Raw genomic sequence first — 22,653 nt, forward strand, 5'->3', positions numbered from 1 at the left:
GATTCCAAAGATTGACTTGGCTTATAAAAGCTATCAACCTTATGAAAATTTTTACGGATTGGATACGTAAAGACCCGGCTCCTCTTTTGAGAAAGCCGGGTCTTTGTAGTCCGGATGCCTTTAAATCAGCAGCCCTTTAGCTCAACATCATTCACTCGGAGCTGAAGAAGGATCCGTGCCTTGTACATCTGAACTGGAGTCACCCGGGAAATCATCCGCAGACGGGTCAGATGTCGGCGTTGAGGACGAAGTAGCTGGCACACCGGAATCAGTGGATACGTCAGCAGCTGCCGTATCAGACAGAGCACCGGCACCTACCAGCTCAGGTTGTTTGTCAGCTTCAGACGACTCAGCGTTGGAATCCTCGAAGGGCTCGCCCTTGAAGGTGAACTCGCCCAGGATGCCTTCACCTTCGGCGTCGACTTCCACCTTTTCGCCGTTCTTGAGGTCGCCCATCAGAATCTTCTCGGAGACGGCGTCCTCGATATCACGCGTGATGACTCGACGCAGCGGACGGGCACCGAGCAGCGGGTCGAAGCCCTTCTGCGCGAGCAAGTCCTTGGCGGCATCGGTCAGCTCGATCGACATGTGACGTTCGAAGAGACGGTCGTTGAGCTGGGTCAGGTCGAGATCGACGATCTGACGCACCTGCGGCTCGGTCAACTGGCGGAAGACGATGATGTCGTCCAAGCGGTTGAGGAACTCGGGACGGAACTGCTGCTTGAGCTCGCTCGTAACCTGGCTCTTCATACGCTCGTAGCTCGACTCCTGGTCATTGCCGGAGCTGAAGCCGGTATTAGCGGCCTTAGCGATGTCCTTGGTGCCGAGGTTGGTCGTCAGGATGATGATGGTGTTCTTGAAGTCCACCTTGCGGCCTTGGCCGTCGGTCAAATGGCCGTCATCCAGCACCTGCAACAGTGTGTTGAAGATGTCAGGGTGGGCCTTTTCGATCTCATCGAAGAGCACGACGGAGAACGGCTTACGGCGCACCTTCTCGGTGAGCTCACCGCCCTCTTCGTAGCCGACATACCCTGGAGGCGCGCCAAAGAGGCGCGACGCGGCGTACTTCTCGGAGAACTCGGACATATCGACACGAATCAACGCGTCCTCGTCATCGAAGAGGAACTGGGCCAACGCCTTGGCCAGCTCGGTTTTGCCGACACCGGTAGGGCCTGCAAAAATGAACGAACCTGCGGGACGCTTCGGGTCCTTCAAGCCAACACGCGTACGGCGAATCGAACGGGCCAACGCGGAAACCGCCTCGTCCTGGCCGATGATGCGCTTGTGCAGCTCGGACTCCATGTTGAGGAGCTTCTTGGATTCGGCCTGCGTGAGCTTGAAGACCGGAATGCCGGTAGTCGAGGAGACGACCTCAGCAATCACTTCTTCGTCGACAACCATCTTGACATCGCTGCCACCCTCGCGCCAGGTCTTTTCCTTTTCCTTGCGCTCGGCCTGCAGCTTGTCTTCCTGATCGCGCAGTTCCGCAGCTTTCTCGAAGTCCTGGCCCTTGATGGCCTTGTCTTTCTCGTCGGAAATCTTGGAGATCCTGCCGTCGAGCTCCTTGAGCTCTGGCGGCGCAGTGAGACGCTTGATGCGCAGACGTGCACCGGCCTCGTCGATAAGGTCGATGGCCTTGTCGGGCAGGTTGCGGTCCTGGATGTAACGGGACGAGAGTTCGGCTGCGGCCTGGAGAGCACCGTCGGTGATGGTCACCTTGTGGTGGTTCTCGTAGCGGCTGCGCAGGCCTTTGAGAATCTCGATGGTGTCCGCAATGGACGGCTCGTCGACCTGGATGGGCTGGAAACGACGTTCGAGCGCCGCGTCCTTCTCGATGTACTTGCGGTACTCATCAGTAGTGGTAGCGCCGATGGTCTGGAGCTCGCCACGGGCCAGCATCGGCTTCAGAATGTCGGATGCGCCCAGAGCGCCATCCGCCGAGCCCGCGCCGACGATGGTATGAATCTCATCGATGAAGAGAACGATGTCGCCGCGGGTCTTGATTTCCTTCAAGACCTTCTTCAGACGCTCCTCGAAATCGCCGCGATAACGCGAACCGGCCACCATGGAGGCCAGATCAAGCGAATAGACCTGCTTGTCCTTCAAGGTCTCCGGAACGTCTCCGGAATGAATCTTCTGCGCCAACCCTTCAACGACCGCGGTCTTGCCGACGCCGGGCTCACCGATCAGCACTGGGTTGTTCTTGGTGCGCCGAGAGAGCACGACCATGACACGCTCGATTTCCTTGGCACGGCCGATAACCGGGTCCAGCTTGCCTTCCGAGGCTTCCGCAGTGAGGTTGCGACCAAACTGATCGAGAATAGCGGAACCGGTCTGACGGCCCTTGTTCTCCACGCCACCAGCGTTGGCAAGGTCTCCCTTGCCTTCACCTTCGGCACCGCCGGAGTTGCCACGAATCAGGTCGATGGTGGAGCTGCGAAGCTCTCCCAGATCGACATCCATCTTGATCAGCACCTGGGTGCCGACGCCCTCACCCTCACGGATGAGGCCAAGCAGAATGTGCTCGGTTCCGATATAGCTATGGCCCAGCTGCAACGCCTCACGCAGGCTCAGTTCCAAAACCTGCTTGGCATGAGGGGTAAACGGAATATGACCATTCGGCGCGGCGTTGCCCTTGCCAATCATTTCCTCTACTTGCTTGCGTGTGTCTTCCAAGGTGACGCCCTTGGCAGCTAACGCCTTGGCCGCAATGCCTTCGCCTTCACGAATCAGGCCGAGCAGCAGATGTTCGGTACCGATATAGTTGTGCTGGAGGGCCTTGGCTTCTTCCTGTGCCAGCACGATCACACGCCTGGCACGGTCAGTAAACCGTTCGAACATACTTGTCCTTCCACTGTTGATAATCCATTTAACTCTACCGATTTATGGTGACGTTTATTTCACGTGTCGCACCTATTGCGCTGAGAACGCAACAAAGATGACAGAAACGGCTAGAACTGGCTCGGCTATTCCTATTCCGCCACTTCGTCGACAGAGTCGTCCAGATCTTCATCTGCCTCATCATCGTCATTGTCGGAATCATTGTCAGAGCTTAGAACGATGGTGGATTCAACGGCCGCATCAGCAGTAACAGCGCTGCCTACCGTGCCCTTGCCAATGGCTTCGTCCTCGCCGTCTTCGCTCTCGTCATCGTTTTCTTCCAACGAACCGGGAATGGTTTGTTCGGCGATATCAGTTTCGGTTGCACTGTTCTCACCCATCTCATCGGATGCTTCGGATGCCACAGCTACAGCCTCATCATCTTCGTCGATCGATTCGATGAGCTCGACCTGGTCACGTTCCTCACGCGGAGCCTGGGCGATGATGTCGATATGCAGATCGTCGAAGGCAGGTTTGGATTGCACCCACAGACGAGAGGGCTCAGGCTGCTCTATTTCAGAATGTTCTCCGCAACCATGGTCGAGAGAGACCACACGTCCATCGTCCGGGCTCCAACGGTTCGCACACACACCGAACATAGTGTCCAAATCGCCCTTGAGTCCGATGAAGAATGCACAAGTTGAGCACAGATTGCCTTCGGCCGTCTTGGTGGAAAGCGACTTCGGCCCGTGTTGCCCGTCGTACCAACGCTTGGCGGTCTGCGAACGTCCCAATTCACTCATCACATGTCGCCGCGAAAGTCCGAATTGCTCAACCGTGTCCTCAAGCTCACGGCTCAGGCCGGTTTCCGGGTCGATGTCCGCATCAGCCTTCGCTTCGCCGTCAACTGACGTTTGTTCGTCGGCTTGAACCTCTGAAGTTACAGACTCACTGTCAGTCGTCACATCGCCATTATCGGACTCATCGGCTGAAGAAGCATTCACCCCCTCAGCGTCATCGGTCTTGACGCCAGTCTTGCGGAATCCATCCTCCATGCGAGGATCGTCCGGGTCGGTGCCCAGCGAATCCGTCACAGAAAGGTCGGCGGCTTCGAGCCTGTCCTTCCAAGGAATCCAAGTCGGTGCCAACAACGAATCCTTGGAGGGGACCAACGTAGATTCATTGACGCTCCAAGAATCGAGTTCGACGTCATGATAGAGCGTCACCGCCCATTGCCAGCCCTCATAGCCTTTCCTCAGGCACTCAAAACGAAAATCAGTGACATTGTCACCCAAGTCAATGCTTTGCGCAAAGTCGCCGACTTCTTCCGGTTCATCCGCGACTGCCAGCACAACCGATTTCGCCAAGGACCGTGGGTCAAGTTTCGTCTCTTCATTCTGATCCTGGGCCATCGTATCTGCCGTTGTTTCCACCATATCGTCTTGCGTCATACCGTCTTCCGTCTTCTTTTCAGCCTTCGACATCGAAATCATCAGCCACGGCTCTCAGCAATGTGGCCAGTTTTCGGCTTTCGCCGGGATTGGGATAACGATGATGCCTCAAAGAATTACCCGCCTGGTCGAGAAGCTTGATGAGGTCTTCGACAATGGCAGTCATGTCATCGGGCTTGGGTCTGGTTGCACGCACGACCGATGGAGCTGGGCCGAGAACATGCAAATCCATGGCCTGCGGCCCCTTACGTCCGTCAACCAGCGAAAACTCAACCTTGGCCCCTTTGCGTAGGGTCGAGGTGCCATCCGGAAGCGCTGCCGCAGGCAAGAACACATCGTTGCCTGCTTCATCGGTGATGAAACCGTATCCCCTCTTGGAATCGAACCAACGCACTTTTCCGCTGGGCATGACACACCTCATTCATTCATATCTTCCAAACGGCATGAACCGTCCGGAGTCCTTGTTGACGTACTACCCATCAGTCTAGCGTAACGACTACGCAAACCGCGAAACGGCAGGACTCTATAAGTATCTCCGGCTCATGCGCCGTCTGGGGTGACGTTTCCCTGTTGCCCTTTGCCAGTGGCTTTTGTCTTGTTTTTGTCACGATGGGGCCACTTGCTCTGTTTGTTTGGCTTTCCAGGCTTCTTAGCGGCCGATCTATCGGACATTCCCGTCATCGTGGCACTGCCCAATACATGTGGTTCAACGGGCGCTACAGGAAGGATAACGGTCAAGGTCAGCCCTCCCCCGTGTCTGGTCGTTGTGGCGTCGATGAAACCGTGATGCGCCCGCACGACAGACTGGGCGATGGACATTCCCAAGCCAGTGCCGCCCTTCTGCCGCGCACGCGACGGATCGGCGGTATAGAAGCGTTCGAAAATCTGGGATTGGCGGTCAGCCGACACGCCAGGGCCATGGTCGATGAAGCTGAACACGGCATAGTTCATCCCCATCTGCATCGATTGTCCTACCTCTACGGCCTCAAGGAAATAACGCAGGGATTGCGTATCGGCTGGCATGCGTTGCAACGATTCCGGGCTGATGGAGGCAGGCATGATGGCAAGGCCCACTTCCACTGGCGAATCAGAAGGCGTATAGCGGTGGATGTTGCCGACGATGTTGGTGATGACCTGGCGCAACCTCGATCCGTCACCGGTCAACGTCACATCGGGGAACTCACCTTCCTTGAACTCCAGATAGGCCGGATTGCTGCCGTCCTTGGCATTGAGCTCAAGTCTGCCGCGACGTATGCCGCGCTGGGAGTCCAATGCATGCAGATCGTCGACGGCGTCCTTTAACTGCTGGGTGAGATTGACCTGCTGGGTCATGTCGATGCCACGGCCTTCATCAAGCCGCGCGAGGGAAAGCAAATCCTCCACTAGCACTGTCATTCGTTGGCTGGAAGCCTCGATGTGGTCGATGGATTCATCGGCCCGCTCGAGTGCACCCGGAAGATCACGCTGCATGTGGTAGAGCTCAGAATAGCCGTGAATCGTGGCCAACGGCGTGCGCAATTCGTGGCTAGCGTCGGAGACGAACTGCTTCATCTTCTCGGTGGTTTCCTCCTGCTCGCGGAAGCTGGATTCGATGCGGGCAAGCATAGCGTTGAGGGAGGCGGCCAGCGAACCGACCTCTGTGTTCTCTGGAGCGGTGGGCACACGTTGACTCAGGTCACCGGCGGCGATCTTGGCGGCGGTCTTCTCGATGCGTTTCAACGGCAACAGTGTACGTTGAATAATCAATGTTGCCACTACGGCGCCGAGCAGCACAATAATGATGCTGACAAAAATCGAATATTGGGTCAGCGTATTGATGATGTCAATCTGATCGGCCATCGACACACCGATGTAAACAGTCATCTTGACCTCGCTGGTGCCGTCAGGCCCGCGTTCACGGCCTTCAAGCGCCAGGACGCGCCACGGGGCCTGAGCCACCTGCATCGTACGTTTGTCAGCCCTCGCGGTCGGGCTTAATACTCGTACCTTGGCGGAAGCAGTGAAGGGCTTGTCGAATTTGACGTCGCCCATCGAACCGTTGGCGGGCAGCTCCGGCTCGGAGAGAATGCTGTTGCGCAGCACAGGGACCAGTGGAGTGCTGACGATGTTGTTGTTAGTATCGCGCAGCTGCATGAAATATTCGTTGGGCCCGACGTTTTCGTTCTCATCTTTGCTGCTCAGCAGATCGACGTTGCTGTATACCAATTGGGCTTGGTCACGCAGCTGCGTGTCGGTTTTCTGCACCAAGTAGCTGCTGACCAGTTGTCGGATGGTCAGGGAGATGCCGAACGTGCCGACCATCAGCAGCACGAGTGTACATGCGACGAGTTTGGTGGAAAGCGGCACGGCATCGAGGCGGGTCAGGCAGCGCTTGCGCATGCGGGCGAAAGCAGGAAATCGGCTGGGCTTGCTCCCTTTGGACGTTTTATTGGGTTTGCTTTCCTCACCGAATTTATCGGAGGCATACGGCATATCCTGATTTTCGCCGATATTGGTCTCATCCGTCTGTTCGGCGGACTGATGTTCTACACCCGTGCCCTCGTCCTCTGGCTGCAAGGCTGTCTGTATGTTGGTCATTGCCCTTGCTGGTCTTTCGGCTCGCGAATCATGTAACCGATGCCACGCTTGGTCTCGATGAGCGGGGCCACCTTATGCTTGGTGCCGTCAGAATCGGTAATGACGACGCCATCGACCTTCTTGCGCAGATAGGAAATGTAGGATTCGACGATGGCCGCATCCCCGCCCCAGTCGTATTGCCAGACGTGGTCGAGAATCTGTGCTTTGGAGAGCACCCTACCCTGGTTGTCCATAAGGTAGCGCAGCAGCTTGTATTCAGTGGGACTCAAATCGATGGCTTGCCCGGCTCGAGAGACATCGTGGGAGTCCTCGTTGATTTCGAGGTCGCCGACGCTGATGACCGGATCATCCTCTACCTGTTCATGCGTACGGCGCAGAATGGCACGGATACGGGCGACCACTTCCTCAAGGCTGAACGGCTTGGTGACATAATCGTCGCCGCCGACGGTCAGACCCATGATCTTGTCTTGAGTATCGTCGCGCGCAGTCAGGAAGAGGACCGGCGCATCGATGCCTTCCTGACGGATGCGGCGGGTGACGGTGAATCCGTCGATATCCGGCAGCATGACGTCAAGGACGATAAGGTCAGGCTGGGTCTTTTCAATCACTTCGATGGCTTCGGTGCCCGAGGCGGCCGTGGCCACTTCGAACCCGGAGAAGTGCAGGGACGCGACCAGCAGATCGCGGATTGACGGCTCGTCATCCACCACGACGATTGATGCTTCTATCGGTTTGCTCATAGCCATAAGATTTACTCATGAGGCTGTACGTTTCCTGAACGTATCCTGCATAATAAGGTTGATTTTTCACTCAGCTAAACGAAGCGAATGAGAACTTAGCAAATCTATGAAGAATGCATCATACAGGTGCAGATTCCTTCAAGCCGTTATTTGCTGCTGAGTACCTCCCAGACACTATGTATTCAGTGCTTTTTACGATGTTTGGGACCTTTTGCGTTCTCTTTACCAGATTTGCCAGAACCTCCGGCAGCCATTCCGTTGTTCTTTTCCTTGCCGTGCCGCCTGTTTGAACCAGATTTAACGCTATGAGCACCCAAAGAAGACTTGCGACGTCGAATGACCAAAGCCACTGCCACCGCAATCAGCACGATGACGCCCACACCTACGCATACACCGATGATGATCTTGGGCCTTTTCGACGCTTCCTGCTGATGCAACGTTTTGATCTCGTCCATCATCGAGCAGGCGGAACCCGGCCAATCGGGATTATCGCCCTTCTGTATCGGACCCAATGCAGCCTGCGAAAGCGCGGCTACATGATCCTTGCTCTTAATCCAATTGTCCGAATTGTGTGAAACAGCGACCACGAGTCTTCCATCATTGGAAGCTACCGCAAGCAGCACTGTATTGGCTGGCGGGTTCGTGGATTGCAGAGTCTCCGCAGCCCATTTGTCCGGATCGTTCGTGCCAGTGAAATTCGCTAAATACAGCAGACGCACGGTCACCCCGGTCTGCTCTTTGACCGCTGCAATCTCATCGTTGACATGAGACGCGTCTCCGCCCAGAAGATTCTGCGGATCGGTGATGTCCGAACTAATGTCGACTTTCGCAGGAGTCGCCGCCGCGGCTTCCCTGCTCCCAGTGACAACAAAGAGGCCAGGTCCAGTCATCAGCGCTATCGCCAATGTCAATACCAACGACACGAACTGCACTAACAGTCTTCTGAAGTCTTTTTCTCAAATCTACGGATATGGCCGCTCAATACTAAACCAGTATCGGCTACCGACTCGGAGGCTTTTGGATATTGCGAGATGATGGCTGGCATATCCACCACTGTACCGGTCAGCTTCACCAACGAAATCATGGTTCGCTTCGAGCACCATACAAAGAGGCCGATACCTCATCACGAGATATCGGCCTCTTCAGAAATCCTATCGATGTCTTAGCTCATCCTTGGCGGCAAACCGCCTGCGGATGATCGGGCATCAGTGACGGATCAGTAGCCCATGTCAGCGCCCTGGCCCTGAGCAGGAGCCGGCTTCGGTTCCGGCTTGTTGGCCACCACAGCTTCGGTGGTCAGGAACAGGCCGGCGATGGAAGCCGCGTTCTGGAGAGCGGAGCGGGTGACCTTCAGCGGGTCGGCCACGCCGGCCTCGAGCAAGTCCTCATACTCGTTGGTCGCAGCGTTGAAGCCTTGGCCGTCGGGGAGCTCGCGCACCTTGTTGAGCACAACGTCACCGGAGACACCGGAGTTCTCAGCAATCTGCTTGATCGGGGCTTCGATGGCACGGAAGACGATGGCAGCGCCGGTAGCTTCTTCGTCGGTCAGAGCCTTGATCTCAGCGGAGTCCTCAGCCTTCTTGGCGGCCTGAACGAGTGCGACACCACCGCCGGGCAGCAGGCCCTCTTCAATGGCGGCCTTGGCGTTACGCACGGCGTCTTCGATGCGGTGCTTGCGTTCCTTGGCTTCGACCTCGGTAGCAGCGCCTACCTTGATGACGGCCACGCCACCGGCGAGCTTGGCAAGACGCTCCTGCAGCTTCTCGCGATCGTAGTCGGAATCGGTGTTGTCGATCTCGGCACGAATCTGGGAGACGCGGGCATCCACATCTTCCTTGGAGCCGGCACCGGAAACGATGGTGGTCTCGTCCTTGGAGACGATGACCTTCTTGGCCTGACCCAGCACGGACATATCCACGGAGTTGAGCTTGAGACCCAGATCGTCGGAGACGACCTGAGCACCAGTCAGGATGGCGATATCCTGCAGCATGGCCTTGCGGCGATCGCCGAAGCCAGGAGCCTTGACGGCGCAGGAGTTGAAGGTGCCACGAATCTTGTTCAAGATCAGGGTCGGCAGCGCTTCACCGTCGACATCCTCGGCGATGATGAGCAGCGGCTTGCCGCTCTTCATAACGAGCTCGGCGATGTGGACCACATCTTCCTGGCTGGAGAGCTTGCCGCTGGTGAGCAGGATGTACGGGTTGTCGAGAACAGCGGTCTGCTCATCGTTGTTGGTGACGAAGTACGGGGAGATATAGCCCTTGTCGAAACGCATGCCCTCGGTGAAGTCGAGATCGAGACCGAAGCGGTTGTTGTCTTCGACGGTCACGACGCCATCCTGGCCGACCTTGTCGAGCGCTTCAGCGATCTTCTCGCCGATCTCAGGATCGCCGGCGGAAATCGTAGCGGTTGCGGCAATCTGTTCCTTGGTCTCAACATCCTTGGCGACGGAGACGAGTTCCTTGACTACGGAGTCGGAAGCCTTCTCGATGCCACGGCGAAGAGCCACCGGATTCGATCCGGCGACCACGTTCTTCAGGCCTTCGTGCACGAGCGACTGGGCGAGCACGGTTGCGGTGGTGGTGCCGTCGCCTGCGACGTCATCGGTCTTCTTGGCGACTTCCTTGACCAGTTCAGCGCCAATGCGTGCGTAAGGATCCTCAAGGTCGATTTCCTTGGCAATCGAAACGCCGTCGTTGGTGATGGTCGGAGCGCCGTAGCTCTTGTCGAGCACGACGTTACGGCCCTTCGGGCCCAGCGTTACCTTGACGGTGTTGGCGAGTTCATCAAGACCCGCAAGCATTCCCTGGCGAGCTTCCTCGTCGTATGCAATCATCTTTGCCATTGTTTCCTCCACAAGTGGCTTCACATCTAATATTGACTCACCCAAAATCCTGGAAACGCAATAACCAACCGTCAGCTGCCGATTATCACTCTCAGGCTTCGAGTGCTAATTGCAAGATTAGCACTCCCACCCGTCGAGTGCCAAAACTGATGAAATTGCGCTGTTGGCATGAAAAAAATCAGGCTCTGATTCCTGAAGAATCAAAGCCTGATATAAATACTGCTACTGATTAATCAATCAGAGCTTGGTGACGCTGGTGGCCTGCAGACCCTTCGGGCCCTGCTCAAACTCATATTCCACCTTGTCGCCGTCATCGAGCTTCTTGAAGCCTTCGCTTTGAATTGCGGAATAGTGCACGAACACATCCTCGCTCCCATCATCGGGGCTGATGAATCCGTAACCCTTGCCAGCATTGAAGAACTTCACGGTACCTTGTGCCATAATAACCATTCTCTCATCCGAGTTACCACGCGAAAACAATATGAGGAACCCGGCTGATTCCGGATACCACATCACGTGATATCAACCATGATAACCAAGACCACGGTCAAAATGTCGCAACACGCCGAAAAAATAAACAAAACCAGGTGGAAAGTCAAACATGACCTTCATACTAAAAAGTTTCGCCAGCCAATCGCATGTAAAGCGTCTAATTAATTAAGAAGGACAGCAACGATTGGCTGAGATATTCCGCTCTGCTGTTGGACAGACGTGATGCCCAACGTGTTCGCCACATCCTGCGCGGTGGCCTTTTCGTCCTCATTCTGGTACCAGACCACAGAGGCGCTGGGCACCTTGCCGCTGGGATTCGCTGCAGTGACGCTGGAATATCCAGACTGCTGCAACACGTTCTGCTTCTTGGCCGCATAACCGTTGATACGAGTAGCGTTGACGACCTGGACCGCCGTCTGCTTATTTACTTGTTGCTCTGGCTGCGAGGTTGCCTGCTGTTGCTGCTCGGACTCGGAAGAAGTATCCGACTTTGCGGCATCCTTCTTTGCAGTGTCTTTCTTTTCGGTCGTCTTCTTTTTCTCCGTCTTGGAGGCGCTGACACTCTGCGAGGAATCAGAACCGTGACCCGAGAACGTCTTCTGCAGCTCGCCGGAATAGAGGCCCCACACCAGAAGTCCCGCCAAAACAGCGACGATGACCACGATGAGATAAGGAATGAAACGGGAGATCAGAGAGGTATTGCCACGATGGACGCCTACCGGCCCTTTGGGCGGGTTGTCGAACGCGTCCTTCGGATAGGACTCGTACGTATCTTGTTCATCGCGCGCCATGTTTTCCCCTCCAAATAATTTCACTAGAGTTTACGTGTAAGTGTAGCGTTTGGCACTGTCAAAAGGCCTGATATCGAGAAAATTCAGCGAACATAGGGACCGGAACCTAAGGTTATAGCCATGAGCGAAACCCATATCAAACCACTGTCGCAGCTGGTCGAGGCCGGGTGGGCCCAGGCACTGGCTGACGTCGAACCGGATATCCACCGCATGGGAGACTTTCTGCGTGCGGAGCATCAGGCCGGACGCCCGTCCCTTCCTGCAAGTCACAACATCCTCCGCGCCTTCACCATTCCGTTTGACTCCATCAAAGTGCTGATCGTCGGACAGGATCCCTACCCCACCCCAGGGCATCCGGTGGGATTGAGCTTCTGCGTGGCTCCCGATGTGCGACCTGTGCCAAAAGCCTACAGAATATCTATAAGGAGATGCACGACGATCTGGGTGTGCCGATTCCGGAAAACGGCGACCTGACGCCATGGTGCGCACAAGGCGTCATGCTGCTGAACCGCTGCCTCACCGTAGGTGTCGGACGACCCAACAGCCATCAGGGCAAAGGCTGGGAAAAGGTGACGGATGCCGCCATCACCGCACTCAATGCCCGCACCGACGAACAAGGCCGGCCCAAACCATTGGTCGCCATCCTCTGGGGCCGCAACGCACAGAGTCTTGAGCCCAAACTGACCAATGCCTTTATCATCAAATCGCCTCACCCAAGCCCGCTTTCCGCCTCGCGCGGTTTCTTCGGTTCACGGCCATTCTCGCGGACCAACGCCGCATTGCAACAGCTGGGGGCCGAACCCATCAACTGGGACCTCACCTCGCCCTCGACCGCACCAGCCGCTACAATGCCACACACAGAGCAATAGCGATACGAATCATCACCACATCGAAGAATTGAAACATCATGGCATTTTTCCCACCACGCCCGCAGCAGGCACAGCCCGCGGAGCAACCAAGCAATAGTTCGATACCCACTCCGACATCTCCCAGCGCCGGTGCCACGGATGGCGCACGTGCCAAGCAATTGGCCGACCGTATCCGCTCGCGCTTTGCCCAGACCCTTATCGGGCAGGAGAACCTGCGAGAGGCCCTCATCACCACGATGATCGCCGGAGGCCATATTCTCATCGAATCGGTGCCGGGCCTGGCCAAAACCACCGCGGCGCAAACCCTGGCCACCTCCGTTTCCGGCTCGTTCCGCCGCGTGCAGTGCACGCCGGACCTGATGCCCTCGGACTTGGTGGGCACGCAGATCTTTGATTTCTCGACCCAGCAGTTCTCCACGCAGATCGGCCCGATTCATGCCAACTTCGTGCTGCTCGACGAGATCAACCGTTCCAACGCCAAGACGCAGTCGGCCATGCTTGAGGCGATGGCAGAAGGCGCCACAACCATCGGTGGCAAGCGCATTGCCCTGCCGAAACCGTTCATGGTCATCGCCACCGAGAACCCCATCGAAGAAGAAGGCACTTTCACCCTCCCTGAGGCGCAGATGGACCGCTTCATGATGAAGGCCGTTATGACCTACCCCAGTGCCGAAGACGAGACACGCATGCTGGCACTGCTGACTCAGCGCGGCACGGATGTGGTCGATCCCACGGCGCCTGCCCAAGATGCGCTGAGTGTCGCAGATGTGGATTTCCTGCGGGCCGCCGCACGCCGTGTGCATGTCAGCGAATCGATCATGGATTACGCAGTGGATCTGGTGGCGACCTCGCGCGGCGCCGGAAGCCATCCAATCAAGAACCTTGCGTCTCAGGTCCGTCTCGGCGCCAGTCCCCGTGCCTCCATCGCACTCGTACGCATCGGCCAGGCCCAGGCGCTGCTGAACGGGCGCGACTACGTCATTCCCGAGGACATCAAGAAATTTGTCCACGAAATTCTGCGTCACCGCATCCTGCTGACCTTCGAGGCTCAGGCCGAAGGGCTGAATACCGATCAGATCATCGACACCATCGTGGAAACGGTGCCGGTTCCATGAGTTCCTCCTTACGTGATCTCTCGCCGAACAAGACGGGAGTACGCAGGAAGATCGAGACCCTTTCATCGACCTTGACCCTGCCGACCGTACGCCGTGCGTTGGGCGTGCTCGAAGGTGAGCATTCCTCATCACGTCTCGGCGGCAACAACGACCCCATGTCCATCAGGGATTACACTCTCGAGGACGAGGCGAGGCTCATTGACTGGAAGTCCAGCGCCAAACAGGGACGCCCCATGGTCATTGACCGTGAGCGCCTGGTCACCTCACGCATCCATCTGCTCCTTGACAACGGCATAGAGATGGAGGGACGCACCGCCAGCGGCGAAACGGCGGCTCAAATCGCAACGAATGCCATGTGCATGTTTGCGGCGCTGAGCACCAGACGGCACGACAGCATCTCATTGGTGTTCGCCGACAGCAAGAGCATCATCCGCAAACCGTTCAAGGGCGGACTGGCCCAGTTCGAACAGGCCATCGACGCCGGAACCGGTGCCGAAACTCATCCCCCACGCAATTTCGGGGCGCTGCTTGACTATGCGCGTACGCTGAACGACAAAGGTTCGCTGGTGGTCATCGCCACCGACGACCATGCGCTGAGCGAAGACCATCTTCATACCATTCGGCTGATAGCCGCCATGCATCCTCTGATGCTTATCGATGTGGCGACGCTCAACCCGTTCCGTCCGATTTCCTTCGGCCAAGTCACTGACGGGTTCGACGGACGCAGAATCCCCGCTTTCCTGATGGACGAGGAAAGTGCGGCCGCCGTCGACACGCACCGCCAATATCTGGCGACGCGACTTGAGGATGAGCTCAGGAAATGCGAGGCAACATTGCTGCGTGCCACTTCCAGCGAAGACATGTTCTCGAAGTTCATCCGTCTGGTGAGCGTGGCACTGAAACAGAGCTCTTCAGGCGATGTTTCCACAACACCGATGGCTCTTGGGGCAGGTGCATGATGACAGCAACGCATTGGCTCACCTCTCTCGCCGCCAATGGGCAGCAACCACACGGCATATCAGGATTCCTCGATGGACAAATCGTCGGCGTCCCTTTCTCGGCTCCCAGGCCAGAGGGACTTATCGAAGTACCGCAAACGCTCATCATTGCCCTGGTTGCATGCCTCTGCGTGGCCGCGCTGCTGATCGTCGCGATTCCGGTCCTTTCGCGTCCCAGAAAACAGACCGACGCGAAACCTCACGGAGCCCACAGCGCAAACAACGACAAGAAGGTATGGCGAGAACGCATCAATGAAATCGTCGATAACCATGCACAAGGTGCTTCGACACGTGACGAGGCACTGCGCGATCTGGCGCAGGTCGCCCGCGATTTCGCCGGCATGCAGACCGGCAAGGATATGAGTTCGTATACGCTCTCCGACATCAGCCAGATGCCGGTTTCCGCCGCTGCCGACCCAGGTCTGAAACTGTTGCGTCAAACCATTAGCGCCCTCTATCCCCCGGAATTCGCAGATGTCGAACGCCATTCCCAGGCTCGTGAGACGAGCGTGGAACAGGCAGGAGAATGGGTCGCCAATCTCATCGAAAGGTGGCGCAAGTGAACCTCGAATGGCATTGGCCTTGGGCAGCAGCGATAGGACTGGCTCTTGCAATCGTCCTGATTGTTGCCTGGATGTTGGTTTCCTCGCATCGCCACCCCAAAGTTCCACAGATCCCAGTCTTCAACCTTGATGAAGATCTCAACACCGAACACGTTGAAGAACGATTCCATCAGTGGCGTGTGCTCGGGCGTGTAGCCACCATAATGCTGGCAGCCTCGCTGCTGCTTTCGTTGGCGACCATCTCGCGCCCCTCCACGATCGACGAGGCGGACGAACGGGCAGGAAATCGCGACATTGTACTGTGTCTGGACGTCTCCCCCTCAATGCTTTCCTACGATCATGAAGTACTTGCCTCTTATCAGAAGCTCATCGCCAATTTCAAGGGTGAGCGCATCGGTCTGAGCCTGTTCAATTCGACCTCGCGCACACTGTTCCCGTTGACCGATGACTACCAATTGGCTTCCAGCCAGCTGAAGAACGCGGGTGACATTCTGGGGCGTATATCTTCTCAGGACAAGATTGACAAAACCAATCCGCGTACGTTGCAGGATTTCTCCGACCTGATCGATGGCACGCAGAACCGCAAGGACCAGACCAGCCTTATCGGCGACGGTCTGGTGAGCTGCGCCGCGATGCTTCCGGGGTTCACCTATGGCAAGCCCCGCACCACCGGCACCGAGCGTGAGAGCGCCTCGATCGTGCTGGCGACGGATAACTTCTCCGGCAAATCGACCTATACGCTTTCTTCGGCGCTGGATCTGACGCACAAGGCCGGCATCGTGGTCGATGGACTCTACGCAGGGCCGGCAAGCAGTGAGCACGATACCACGACCATCGAAATGCAGCGTGACATCACCTCGCACGGCGGCTCGTACTTCTCGGTGCACTCCGGCAAACCAATCGAAAATCTGGTGCAAACCATCGAGAAACGCAAGAACCGCGATGAGCAGAAGGTCCGCAAGGCCGCGTTGGTGGACGCTCCTGGCTGGTGGACGCTCGCTCTGGCATTGCTTGTCGCCGTCTGGATCTGCATGGCTTGGAGGCTCAAGCGATGAACCTGCAACAATTGACAAATCTTCGTTTCGCCCCGGCATTAGGCTGGCCGGCCGGCATCGCCATCGCCACTATCATGTTCGCATTCGCGGTGGCCGTCATCGTGATTCACAAGCGAAATAAAGGCAAAAGCGATGAGACGGTATGGGCCTGTGCACGCCGGTGCGCCATCTGCGTGCTCATTGCCATTCTTGCGCTGACCCCCTCGACGCTGGCCACGACGACCAGTCGGGCGGTCAATACCACTGATGTCGTCCTTGCCGCTGATGTGACCGGCTCCATGGCAGTCAACGATGCACATTACGGTTCACAGACCCCGATGACCCGTCTGGACGCAGCCAGGAAAGCCATCGATGACCTGACCGGCATCTACGAGAATTCCAGTTTCGCGGCAGTGCATTTCGGCGCCAGTGCAACACTGGACGTGCCCCTGACCCCTGACGTCGGCGCGATACGGAACTGGGCCACCGGTCTCAAGCCCGAGCCTACCGCCGTCTCGGCAGGTTCCACTCTCGACGCCCCCATCGATCCTCTGCTGGTTACGCTCAAATCCATGCGTGCCGCGCATCCACAGGACCGCATCGTTCTGTATTACATATCGGATGGAGAACAGACCTCTGCTAAAGCCCGGCGTACTTTCTCTTCGTTGCGTCAATATCTTGACGACGCCTTCACCATCGGCGTTGGCAGCACCCAGGGCGGGCAGATCCCGGAAATCAAGGCCGGAACCGAGGACTCGTCTTCGGCCGCTACCGCAAATTCCGATGATGCTTGGGTGAAAGATCCCGCCACCGGCCAGCCCGGAATATCGAAGATGGACGAGACAAATCTGAAGACAATAGCCGACGAAATGGGCGGCAAAAGTGTCATCCTCGATGCCACGCACCGACTCAGCAAACATTCGGTCTCCTCGCTTTCCAGACATTTCAGAACCGTCGAGACACCGAAACGGCGTGAACGCATCATGCCTGTGGTCTGGCCGTTCTCCATCGCGCTGGCAGCATTGCTGGCTATGGAGATGGCCAGCTGGCTGGCGACCTCAAGGAGGCTGCTGTGAAGAAGAACAAAAAGATCACCACTCCTGCTCCCCTGTGGCGCCGACCAAAATGTCCGCGAAGCAGACCGACAGGAAACGCGATATCGGAAGCTCTGCGAGTACAAAAGCCCAAAGCAAGAAGCGACAAGCCATTGTCTCGTTGCCCGTACGTGTGACGATGGGAGTGGCAGCGGTCATCCTTATCGCCGTCGCCGGGGTGTTGCTGGCCAATATGACGGCAATCGACACCTACAACCAGGCCACCGCGTCACTCAATGCCAGCCTCGAATACGCCAAAAAGCCGAATGCGGATCCCCAGCAGCTCAAGGCGCAGCTCGATCAGGCCAACGCCCAGTTTGACGAGGCGCGCCGCCTGGGCGCATTGCTGGCGCCCAACACCAAGGAACTCATCAACACCAATAGCGACATCTCCGACAAAATCACCTCCTCCACCAAACGCAAGATAGCCAAGGCTAACGGGAACGGTTCCGCAGGCAAGGCGAACGGCCAAGGCTCGCAATCATCCAACAACGGACAGGACAATGGGCAGAATCAGGGCCTGACCGACGAACAGCGCAAGCAGGTCGAGGACACGCTCAAGGCCAACCAGCCGAATGGTCCGGTCAACGGCGACAAAAATGCCCAGACAAAAAACGACACGGATACCAACGTCAAGCCTTGGTGAGCTCCGTCACAGACAACGGGTTGCGCTAAGCTCGGGCTTATGCAGCTGACCCAAATTTCACCGGCAATCGCGTTGACTTCATTGGACGGGCGCTATCACCAGCAAACCGCCCCACTCGTCGAATACTTGAGCGAACCGGCATTGAACCGAGAACGAATCACCGTTGAAATCGAATGGATGATTCTTCTGACCAACGGCTACGAGGGCAATGGCAATAAGCCCGTGCTTGATGGTATCAAGCCACTTACCGACGCTGAAATCAATTATCTGCGCGACATCCCTGAGCATTTCGACGCCGAAGGTATCGCACGCCATGCGGCCTATGAGGCCAAGACACATCACGACGTCAAGGCTGTCGAATATTACATCGACGACGAGTTGGACCGCGCATCAAGCGTTCTCGGATCCGACACACAGCTGTCGAATCTCAAGACCTTGGTGCATTTCGCCTGCACCTCCGAAGACATCAACAATCTGGCCAATGCCCGTTGCATCAAGAAGGCCGTCACGCTGGTCTGGCTGACCAAAGCTCAGGAACTGACCGATTTCCTTGCATCAAAGGCCGAGGAATTCAAAGACCTGCCCATGCTCGCCTTGACCCACGGCCAACCGGCCACACCGACGACGCTGGGCAAGGAACTGGCGGTCTTCGTCCACCGCCTGAACCGCCAATTGAATCACATCGAGAACCAGGAATATCTCGGTAAGCTCAATGGGGCGACCGGCACGTTCGGCGCCCATATCATCGCCTGCCCGAAGGCCGATTGGCTCGCCATCTCACGCGAATTCGTCACCAACCGCATGGGGCTGACCTGGAACCCGCTGACCACCCAGATCGAGAGCCACGACTGGCAGGCGGAACTCTATGGCACCATCAGCCACACCAACCGCATCCTGCACAACCTTGCGGTGGATATATGGATGTACATCTCCCGCGGAGTCTTCGCGCAGGTTCCCGTCAAGGGCGCGACCGGATCGTCGACCATGCCGCACAAGGTCAACCCGATCCGTTTCGAGAACGCCGAAGCGAACCTCGAACTGTCCTGCTCGTTCCTAGACACGCTTTCCAATACCTTGGTCGAAAGCCGTTGGCAGCGTGATCTGACCGATTCGACGACGCAACGCAATATCGGCGCAGCTCTCGGCTATTCGCTGCTCGCCCTGGACAATCTGCTCGGCGGACTCAAATCCATTCACCCCAATTTCGAAGTCATTGCCCGCGAACTCGACGAGAACTGGGAAGTATTGGGCGAACCCATCCAGACGGCCATGCGCGCCCAGGAATTCGCCGGACGCCAAGGCATGGAACGTCCATATGAGAAAGTCAAGGAGCTCATGCGCGGCAAAAGCATTTCCAAGGCCGACATCGAAACATTCATCGATTCCCTCGACTTCGACGAGGAGACGGCTGCCCGTCTGAAAGCACTCACCCCAGAGACCTATACCGGTCTCGCCGCACAACTGGTGGATTTCGACAAGCAATGACCAACGAGATGTTTGCAACTTCTTCGGCCGACGAGCCGACCGCTGCTGTGACCTTGACATCAGACGAACCCAAACTGGTTGCCGATGCTGAAACGAATACGTCGACACCAAGCCAGACGCCAAAGCGTCGTCAACCGGCAGACATCGAAGATGTCGCCCCGCAGCGCACGCACAACGCCAACGATCTGCTCCATGCTGTCGGAGCTCTGATTATTGCCGTCATCGTCATCGTGTTCGCCACCTATATGAAGGGCATCACCCGTGGCGTGGAATACGACGCCAAGACGGCCGGGCAGGCCTTGACATGGCTGATGGATCTTCCGGTTTCGGTGCTTCAGCAGTTCCTGAGCTTTGTCATCATCATCAGCGTGCTGGTGCATCTGCTCATCAACCGAGAATGGCTGCAATCGGCGGTTTCGGTGGTGGCCCTGTTTTGCGGCTATGCACTTATTCTGGGTCTTTCGTTTGTACTGGCGCATCTGGGCGTCCCCGCATTACTGGCCGCCCTGCGTTCCAGCGAAGGGGCGGGACCGGCGATGCTGCCCGATTTCTATGCGGGCATCGGCGCCTTCCTCACCGTTGCGGGGCCGAAACGTTCCCGTTCATCGGTGAAATGGAGCTGGAATACCCTGCTGGTGGCAGCGGCCGTGTTCGTCATCGTCTCCTGGCACTCCGTGGCCGGAGTTATCGTCTCCTTCGCCGTCGGACGCATCATCGGCCTCGTTCTTCGTTTTGCCATGGGCACACGAACCCAAGGGCTTTGGGGCACGGGCGTAGTCCAAGCCGTACACAGCATCGGACTGGACATCACCGAGCTGCATCGTCGCATGGACGCCGACAACGAGCCGGGCGTACTCAAGACCAGGCTTGACGACGATCTCATCGAAAACTCCCGCATCTATGATGCACGCGACGGACAGAGCCGACGCTATATCATCTCCGTACTGGATTCACTGCCCCATGCGGCCGGCTACCTGAACCAGATATGGCAAGGCTTGCGCTTCACCGGGGTCACCATGCGCCGGGATCGTTCGGCCAGCGATGCCATCCATCATCATCTTGACATGCTTCTGGGACTGAAATCTTGCGGTCTTACCACGCCAAGCCCCTACGGAGTGGCGGACAGCGAGGAATCGTCGGTGTTGGTGTTCAACGTCACCGACACCTTGAACGCCAGCAGCCCTGAAAACCTCGACGAAAGCACCATGGCCGGCTATATGGACTATCTTGCCCAGGCGAACAACCGCGGCTACACCCATCGGCGCATCACCCCCGACACCCTGGCGCTGATCGACGGTCAACCCGCCATCATCGGCTGGCAGAACGGCGACTACGCCAGCGGCAACACCAACGTGGCCATGGACAAGGTCCAGCTGCTGATGCTCCTGTGCACGCTCACCAGCCCGGAACTCGCCATCAATACAGCGCTGAAGACGTGGGGACGCGAAACACTGGTTTCTCTGGCCCCATTCGTGCAGAAGGTCGCCATCCCCTCGGCCACCCGCAGTCTGCCGGGATGGGACAAGCAGATCATCGGCGACGTGCGTGACCGACTCAACGCGCTGGCACCCCACGAAGAGGTCGAGACCACCGAACCGGTGACATTGGCCCGTTTCAATGTCAAATCGTTTGTTTCCATTACCCTGCTCATTATCGCCGTTGCCGTCATCTTCACCCAGTTGCGCCCCAACGAAGTCATCGACGCAGTAAAGAACGCGAACATTGGCTGGGCCTTGGCATGTCTGCTCTTCTCGATGCTCGCCTGGGCCGGCTCGGCCATCACCTTGGGCGCGTTCATGGACGACGGCAAACGCCATGGGTTCGACCTGTTCTGTTCACAGGCAGCTTCTGGCTTCACGGCTGTCTCCATGCCTGCAGGCGTGGGACCGGCTTTCGTCAACCTCCAGTTCCTGCGCAAGAACGGCTACAAGAACACAGCGGCCACCGCCATCATGAGCGTGACGTGGGCCGTGCAGGGAGTGACGACAGTCGTGCTGCTCCTGCTTATGGGCCTGTTCACTGGACGCAACATGTTCTCCGGAATGGTGCCCACCAACACATTGGTCGTTGTCATCGGCGCCATCGTGCTCGTGCTGTGCCTGTGCATGGCCATCCCGCCGTTGCGCCGCCTGCTCGTCGACAAATACCTGCCGCTACTACGTTCTTACGCGCAACAGTTGGTTCAGGTCTTGGCCCAGCCCACCAAACTCGTCGGCGGTGTCATCGGCGCTATCCTCCTCAACATCGCCACCGGCCTTGGCTTCTGGGTGGCGTTGAAGGCGTTCGGCACGACTTCGAACCCGTTGGAGACCACTTTTGTCTTCCTGCTGGCCAATACGCTGGGTAGCGCGATGCCCACTCCCGGCGGCTTGGGTGCAGTCGAAGCTGCATTGACCTTCGCGTTCACTTCCATCGGCGTACCCCCGGCAGTCGCCTTGAGCGCCACACTGCTGTATCGCGTCGGATTCTATTGGCTGCGCATCCCCATCGGTGCACTGGCCATGAAATGGCTCGACAAGCGCAATCTCCTCTGACAGTCCAAATGTATCTAGACATTCAATGAACCGATGACACCCTAGTCATCGGTTCATTCATATCAATATTTGCGTCAAGAAATGGGCTAAACATTCCATTGGACGGTCATAACGCAAAAATAAGCCCTCAATCGGGTCAAATCTTTACAAATCAAAGAAAAATCCCTATAAATTGGCGGTATTTGGTCAGAGTTTGAGTTAAACTGTATAACTGAAACGTGGCTTTCACCAAACAGGAAAGCCCCTAATCACAAAGGATTCTTCATGGCATACAACAAGTCTGATCTCGTTTCGAAGATTGCACAGAAGTCCAACCTGACCAAGGCCCAGGCCGAAGCTGCCGTCAACGCCTTCCAGGATGTGTTCGTCGAGGCAATGCAGTCCGGTGAAGGCCTGAAGCTGACCGGTCTCTTCTCCGCTGAGCGCGTTCGTCGTGCTGCTCGCACCGGCCGCAACCCGCGCACCGGCGAAACGATCAAGATCCCGGCATCCTATGGTGTCCGCATCTCCGCTGGCAGCCTCCTCAAGAAGGCCGTTGCCTCCAAGTGAGTTAAACAGCAGGTCTTGTGATCTGTATGCCTCCGGTCGTCAATACGATC

Annotated in this window: 18 protein-coding genes and 1 pseudogene; 10 read left to right on the top strand and 9 right to left on the bottom strand. The window is 57.1% G+C overall.

Going from position 1 to position 22,653, the window contains the following annotated elements; all coding sequences use genetic code 11:
* Nucleotides 1-147: 147 nt before the first annotated feature.
* The 9 genes from OZX57_RS05125 to OZX57_RS05165 form a co-directional block, all read right to left on the bottom strand.
* Nucleotides 148-2,841 (bottom strand): ATP-dependent Clp protease ATP-binding subunit, encoded by a 2,694-nt coding sequence (locus OZX57_RS05125; RefSeq protein WP_277161664.1) that lies wholly within the window; start codon nucleotides 2,839-2,841, stop codon nucleotides 148-150.
* A 131-nt stretch (nucleotides 2,842-2,972) separates the two neighbouring features.
* Nucleotides 2,973-4,313, bottom strand: coding sequence for a DUF3027 domain-containing protein (locus OZX57_RS05130; protein ID WP_348637166.1), 1,341 nt, complete (start codon nucleotides 4,311-4,313; stop codon nucleotides 2,973-2,975).
* Nucleotides 4,291-4,680, bottom strand: coding sequence for a cold shock domain-containing protein (locus OZX57_RS05135; RefSeq protein WP_277161666.1), 390 nt, complete (start codon nucleotides 4,678-4,680; stop codon nucleotides 4,291-4,293). The genes OZX57_RS05130 and OZX57_RS05135 overlap by 23 nt, the downstream gene beginning before the upstream one ends.
* Before the next feature lie 131 nt (nucleotides 4,681-4,811).
* Entirely contained in the window at nucleotides 4,812-6,650 is a 1,839-nt protein-coding gene (locus OZX57_RS05140; RefSeq protein WP_277162947.1) for a HAMP domain-containing sensor histidine kinase, read from the bottom strand.
* A 194-nt stretch (nucleotides 6,651-6,844) separates the two neighbouring features.
* Nucleotides 6,845-7,588: a response regulator transcription factor gene (locus OZX57_RS05145; RefSeq protein ID WP_277162948.1), complete on the bottom strand. Its 744-nt coding sequence runs from the start codon at nucleotides 7,586-7,588 to the stop codon at nucleotides 6,845-6,847.
* Nucleotides 7,589-7,770: 182 nt separating this feature from the next.
* Nucleotides 7,771-8,478: a hypothetical protein gene (locus tag OZX57_RS05150; RefSeq protein ID WP_277161668.1), complete on the bottom strand. Its 708-nt coding sequence runs from the start codon at nucleotides 8,476-8,478 to the stop codon at nucleotides 7,771-7,773.
* A gap of 326 nt (nucleotides 8,479-8,804) precedes the next feature.
* A complete protein-coding gene (gene groL, locus OZX57_RS05155; RefSeq protein ID WP_277161670.1) occupies nucleotides 8,805-10,433 on the bottom strand; it encodes a chaperonin GroEL in 1,629 nt (542 codons plus the stop codon).
* Nucleotides 10,434-10,670: 237 nt separating this feature from the next.
* Entirely contained in the window at nucleotides 10,671-10,874 is a 204-nt protein-coding gene (locus OZX57_RS05160; RefSeq protein ID WP_277161672.1) for a cold-shock protein, read from the bottom strand.
* A gap of 212 nt (nucleotides 10,875-11,086) precedes the next feature.
* Nucleotides 11,087-11,716: a LytR C-terminal domain-containing protein gene (locus OZX57_RS05165; RefSeq protein WP_277161674.1), complete on the bottom strand. Its 630-nt coding sequence runs from the start codon at nucleotides 11,714-11,716 to the stop codon at nucleotides 11,087-11,089.
* A gap of 120 nt (nucleotides 11,717-11,836) precedes the next feature.
* Here OZX57_RS05165 and OZX57_RS05170 point away from each other — a divergent pair.
* The 10 genes and pseudogenes from OZX57_RS05170 (at nucleotide 11,837) to OZX57_RS05215 (ending at nucleotide 22,603) form a co-directional block, all read left to right on the top strand.
* Nucleotides 11,837-12,585 (top strand): annotated as a pseudogene (locus OZX57_RS05170) (uracil-DNA glycosylase).
* A 38-nt stretch (nucleotides 12,586-12,623) separates the two neighbouring features.
* Nucleotides 12,624-13,700 carry a MoxR family ATPase gene (locus OZX57_RS05175; RefSeq protein ID WP_277161676.1) on the top strand — a complete coding sequence of 359 codons (1,077 nt, stop codon included), beginning with the start codon at nucleotides 12,624-12,626 and terminating at the stop codon, nucleotides 13,698-13,700.
* Nucleotides 13,697-14,659, top strand: a complete 963-nt coding sequence (locus OZX57_RS05180) for a DUF58 domain-containing protein (RefSeq protein WP_277161678.1) — start codon at nucleotides 13,697-13,699, stop codon at nucleotides 14,657-14,659. The genes OZX57_RS05175 and OZX57_RS05180 overlap by 4 nt, the downstream gene beginning before the upstream one ends.
* Nucleotides 14,656-15,261 carry a hypothetical protein gene (locus tag OZX57_RS05185; RefSeq protein WP_277161680.1) on the top strand — a complete coding sequence of 202 codons (606 nt, stop codon included), beginning with the start codon at nucleotides 14,656-14,658 and terminating at the stop codon, nucleotides 15,259-15,261. The genes OZX57_RS05180 and OZX57_RS05185 overlap by 4 nt, the downstream gene beginning before the upstream one ends.
* Nucleotides 15,258-16,316, top strand: coding sequence for a VWA domain-containing protein (locus OZX57_RS05190; protein WP_277161682.1), 1,059 nt, complete (start codon nucleotides 15,258-15,260; stop codon nucleotides 16,314-16,316). The genes OZX57_RS05185 and OZX57_RS05190 overlap by 4 nt, the downstream gene beginning before the upstream one ends.
* On the top strand, nucleotides 16,313-17,371 hold the full coding sequence (locus OZX57_RS05195; RefSeq protein ID WP_277161684.1) for a VWA domain-containing protein: 1,059 nt from the start codon (nucleotides 16,313-16,315) through the stop codon (nucleotides 17,369-17,371). Before OZX57_RS05190 ends, OZX57_RS05195 begins: the two co-directional genes overlap by 4 nt.
* A 49-nt stretch (nucleotides 17,372-17,420) precedes the next feature.
* Complete coding sequence (locus OZX57_RS05200) at nucleotides 17,421-18,035, top strand: DUF6466 family protein (protein WP_277161686.1); 615 nt, start codon at nucleotides 17,421-17,423, stop codon at nucleotides 18,033-18,035.
* A 39-nt stretch (nucleotides 18,036-18,074) separates the two neighbouring features.
* The gene (gene purB / locus OZX57_RS05205; RefSeq protein ID WP_277161688.1) at nucleotides 18,075-19,520 is read left to right on the top strand and encodes an adenylosuccinate lyase; all 1,446 of its coding nucleotides are present in this window, start codon (nucleotides 18,075-18,077) and stop codon (nucleotides 19,518-19,520) included.
* Nucleotides 19,517-22,054 carry a lysylphosphatidylglycerol synthase transmembrane domain-containing protein gene (locus OZX57_RS05210; RefSeq protein ID WP_277161689.1) on the top strand — a complete coding sequence of 846 codons (2,538 nt, stop codon included), beginning with the start codon at nucleotides 19,517-19,519 and terminating at the stop codon, nucleotides 22,052-22,054. The genes purB and OZX57_RS05210 overlap by 4 nt, the downstream gene beginning before the upstream one ends.
* A 264-nt stretch (nucleotides 22,055-22,318) precedes the next feature.
* Nucleotides 22,319-22,603: an HU family DNA-binding protein gene (locus OZX57_RS05215; protein ID WP_033521170.1), complete on the top strand. Its 285-nt coding sequence runs from the start codon at nucleotides 22,319-22,321 to the stop codon at nucleotides 22,601-22,603.
* The last annotated feature ends 50 nt before the right edge of the window (nucleotides 22,604-22,653 follow it).

This window comes from Bifidobacterium sp. ESL0682, from assembly GCF_029392815.1.
In the GTDB taxonomy this organism is placed as follows: Bacteria; Actinomycetota; Actinomycetes; order Actinomycetales; family Bifidobacteriaceae; genus Bifidobacterium.

Bases quoted from the DNA above. Each gene is read 5' to 3' on its own strand.
- OZX57_RS05125 (WP_277161664.1), bottom strand. From the start codon at position 2,841: ATGTTCGAACGGTTTACTGACCGTGCCAGGCGTGTGATCGTGCTGGCA.
- OZX57_RS05130 (WP_348637166.1), bottom strand. From the start codon at position 4,313: ATGATTTCGATGTCGAAGGCTGAAAAGAAGACGGAAGACGGTATGACG.
- OZX57_RS05135 (WP_277161666.1), bottom strand. From the start codon at position 4,680: ATGCCCAGCGGAAAAGTGCGTTGGTTCGATTCCAAGAGGGGATACGGT.
- OZX57_RS05140 (WP_277162947.1), bottom strand. From the start codon at position 6,650: ATGCGCAAGCGCTGCCTGACCCGCCTCGATGCCGTGCCGCTTTCCACC.
- OZX57_RS05145 (WP_277162948.1), bottom strand. From the start codon at position 7,588: ATGAGCAAACCGATAGAAGCATCAATCGTCGTGGTGGATGACGAGCCG.
- OZX57_RS05150 (WP_277161668.1), bottom strand. From the start codon at position 8,478: ATGACTGGACCTGGCCTCTTTGTTGTCACTGGGAGCAGGGAAGCCGCG.
- groL (WP_277161670.1), bottom strand. From the start codon at position 10,433: ATGGCAAAGATGATTGCATACGACGAGGAAGCTCGCCAGGGAATGCTT.
- OZX57_RS05160 (WP_277161672.1), bottom strand. From the start codon at position 10,874: ATGGCACAAGGTACCGTGAAGTTCTTCAATGCTGGCAAGGGTTACGGA.
- OZX57_RS05165 (WP_277161674.1), bottom strand. From the start codon at position 11,716: ATGGCGCGCGATGAACAAGATACGTACGAGTCCTATCCGAAGGACGCG.
- OZX57_RS05175 (WP_277161676.1), top strand. From the start codon at position 12,624: ATGGCATTTTTCCCACCACGCCCGCAGCAGGCACAGCCCGCGGAGCAA.
- OZX57_RS05180 (WP_277161678.1), top strand. From the start codon at position 13,697: ATGAGTTCCTCCTTACGTGATCTCTCGCCGAACAAGACGGGAGTACGC.
- OZX57_RS05185 (WP_277161680.1), top strand. From the start codon at position 14,656: ATGATGACAGCAACGCATTGGCTCACCTCTCTCGCCGCCAATGGGCAG.
- OZX57_RS05195 (WP_277161684.1), top strand. From the start codon at position 16,313: ATGAACCTGCAACAATTGACAAATCTTCGTTTCGCCCCGGCATTAGGC.
- OZX57_RS05200 (WP_277161686.1), top strand. From the start codon at position 17,421: ATGTCCGCGAAGCAGACCGACAGGAAACGCGATATCGGAAGCTCTGCG.
- purB (WP_277161688.1), top strand. From the start codon at position 18,075: ATGCAGCTGACCCAAATTTCACCGGCAATCGCGTTGACTTCATTGGAC.
- OZX57_RS05210 (WP_277161689.1), top strand. From the start codon at position 19,517: ATGACCAACGAGATGTTTGCAACTTCTTCGGCCGACGAGCCGACCGCT.
- OZX57_RS05215 (WP_033521170.1), top strand. From the start codon at position 22,319: ATGGCATACAACAAGTCTGATCTCGTTTCGAAGATTGCACAGAAGTCC.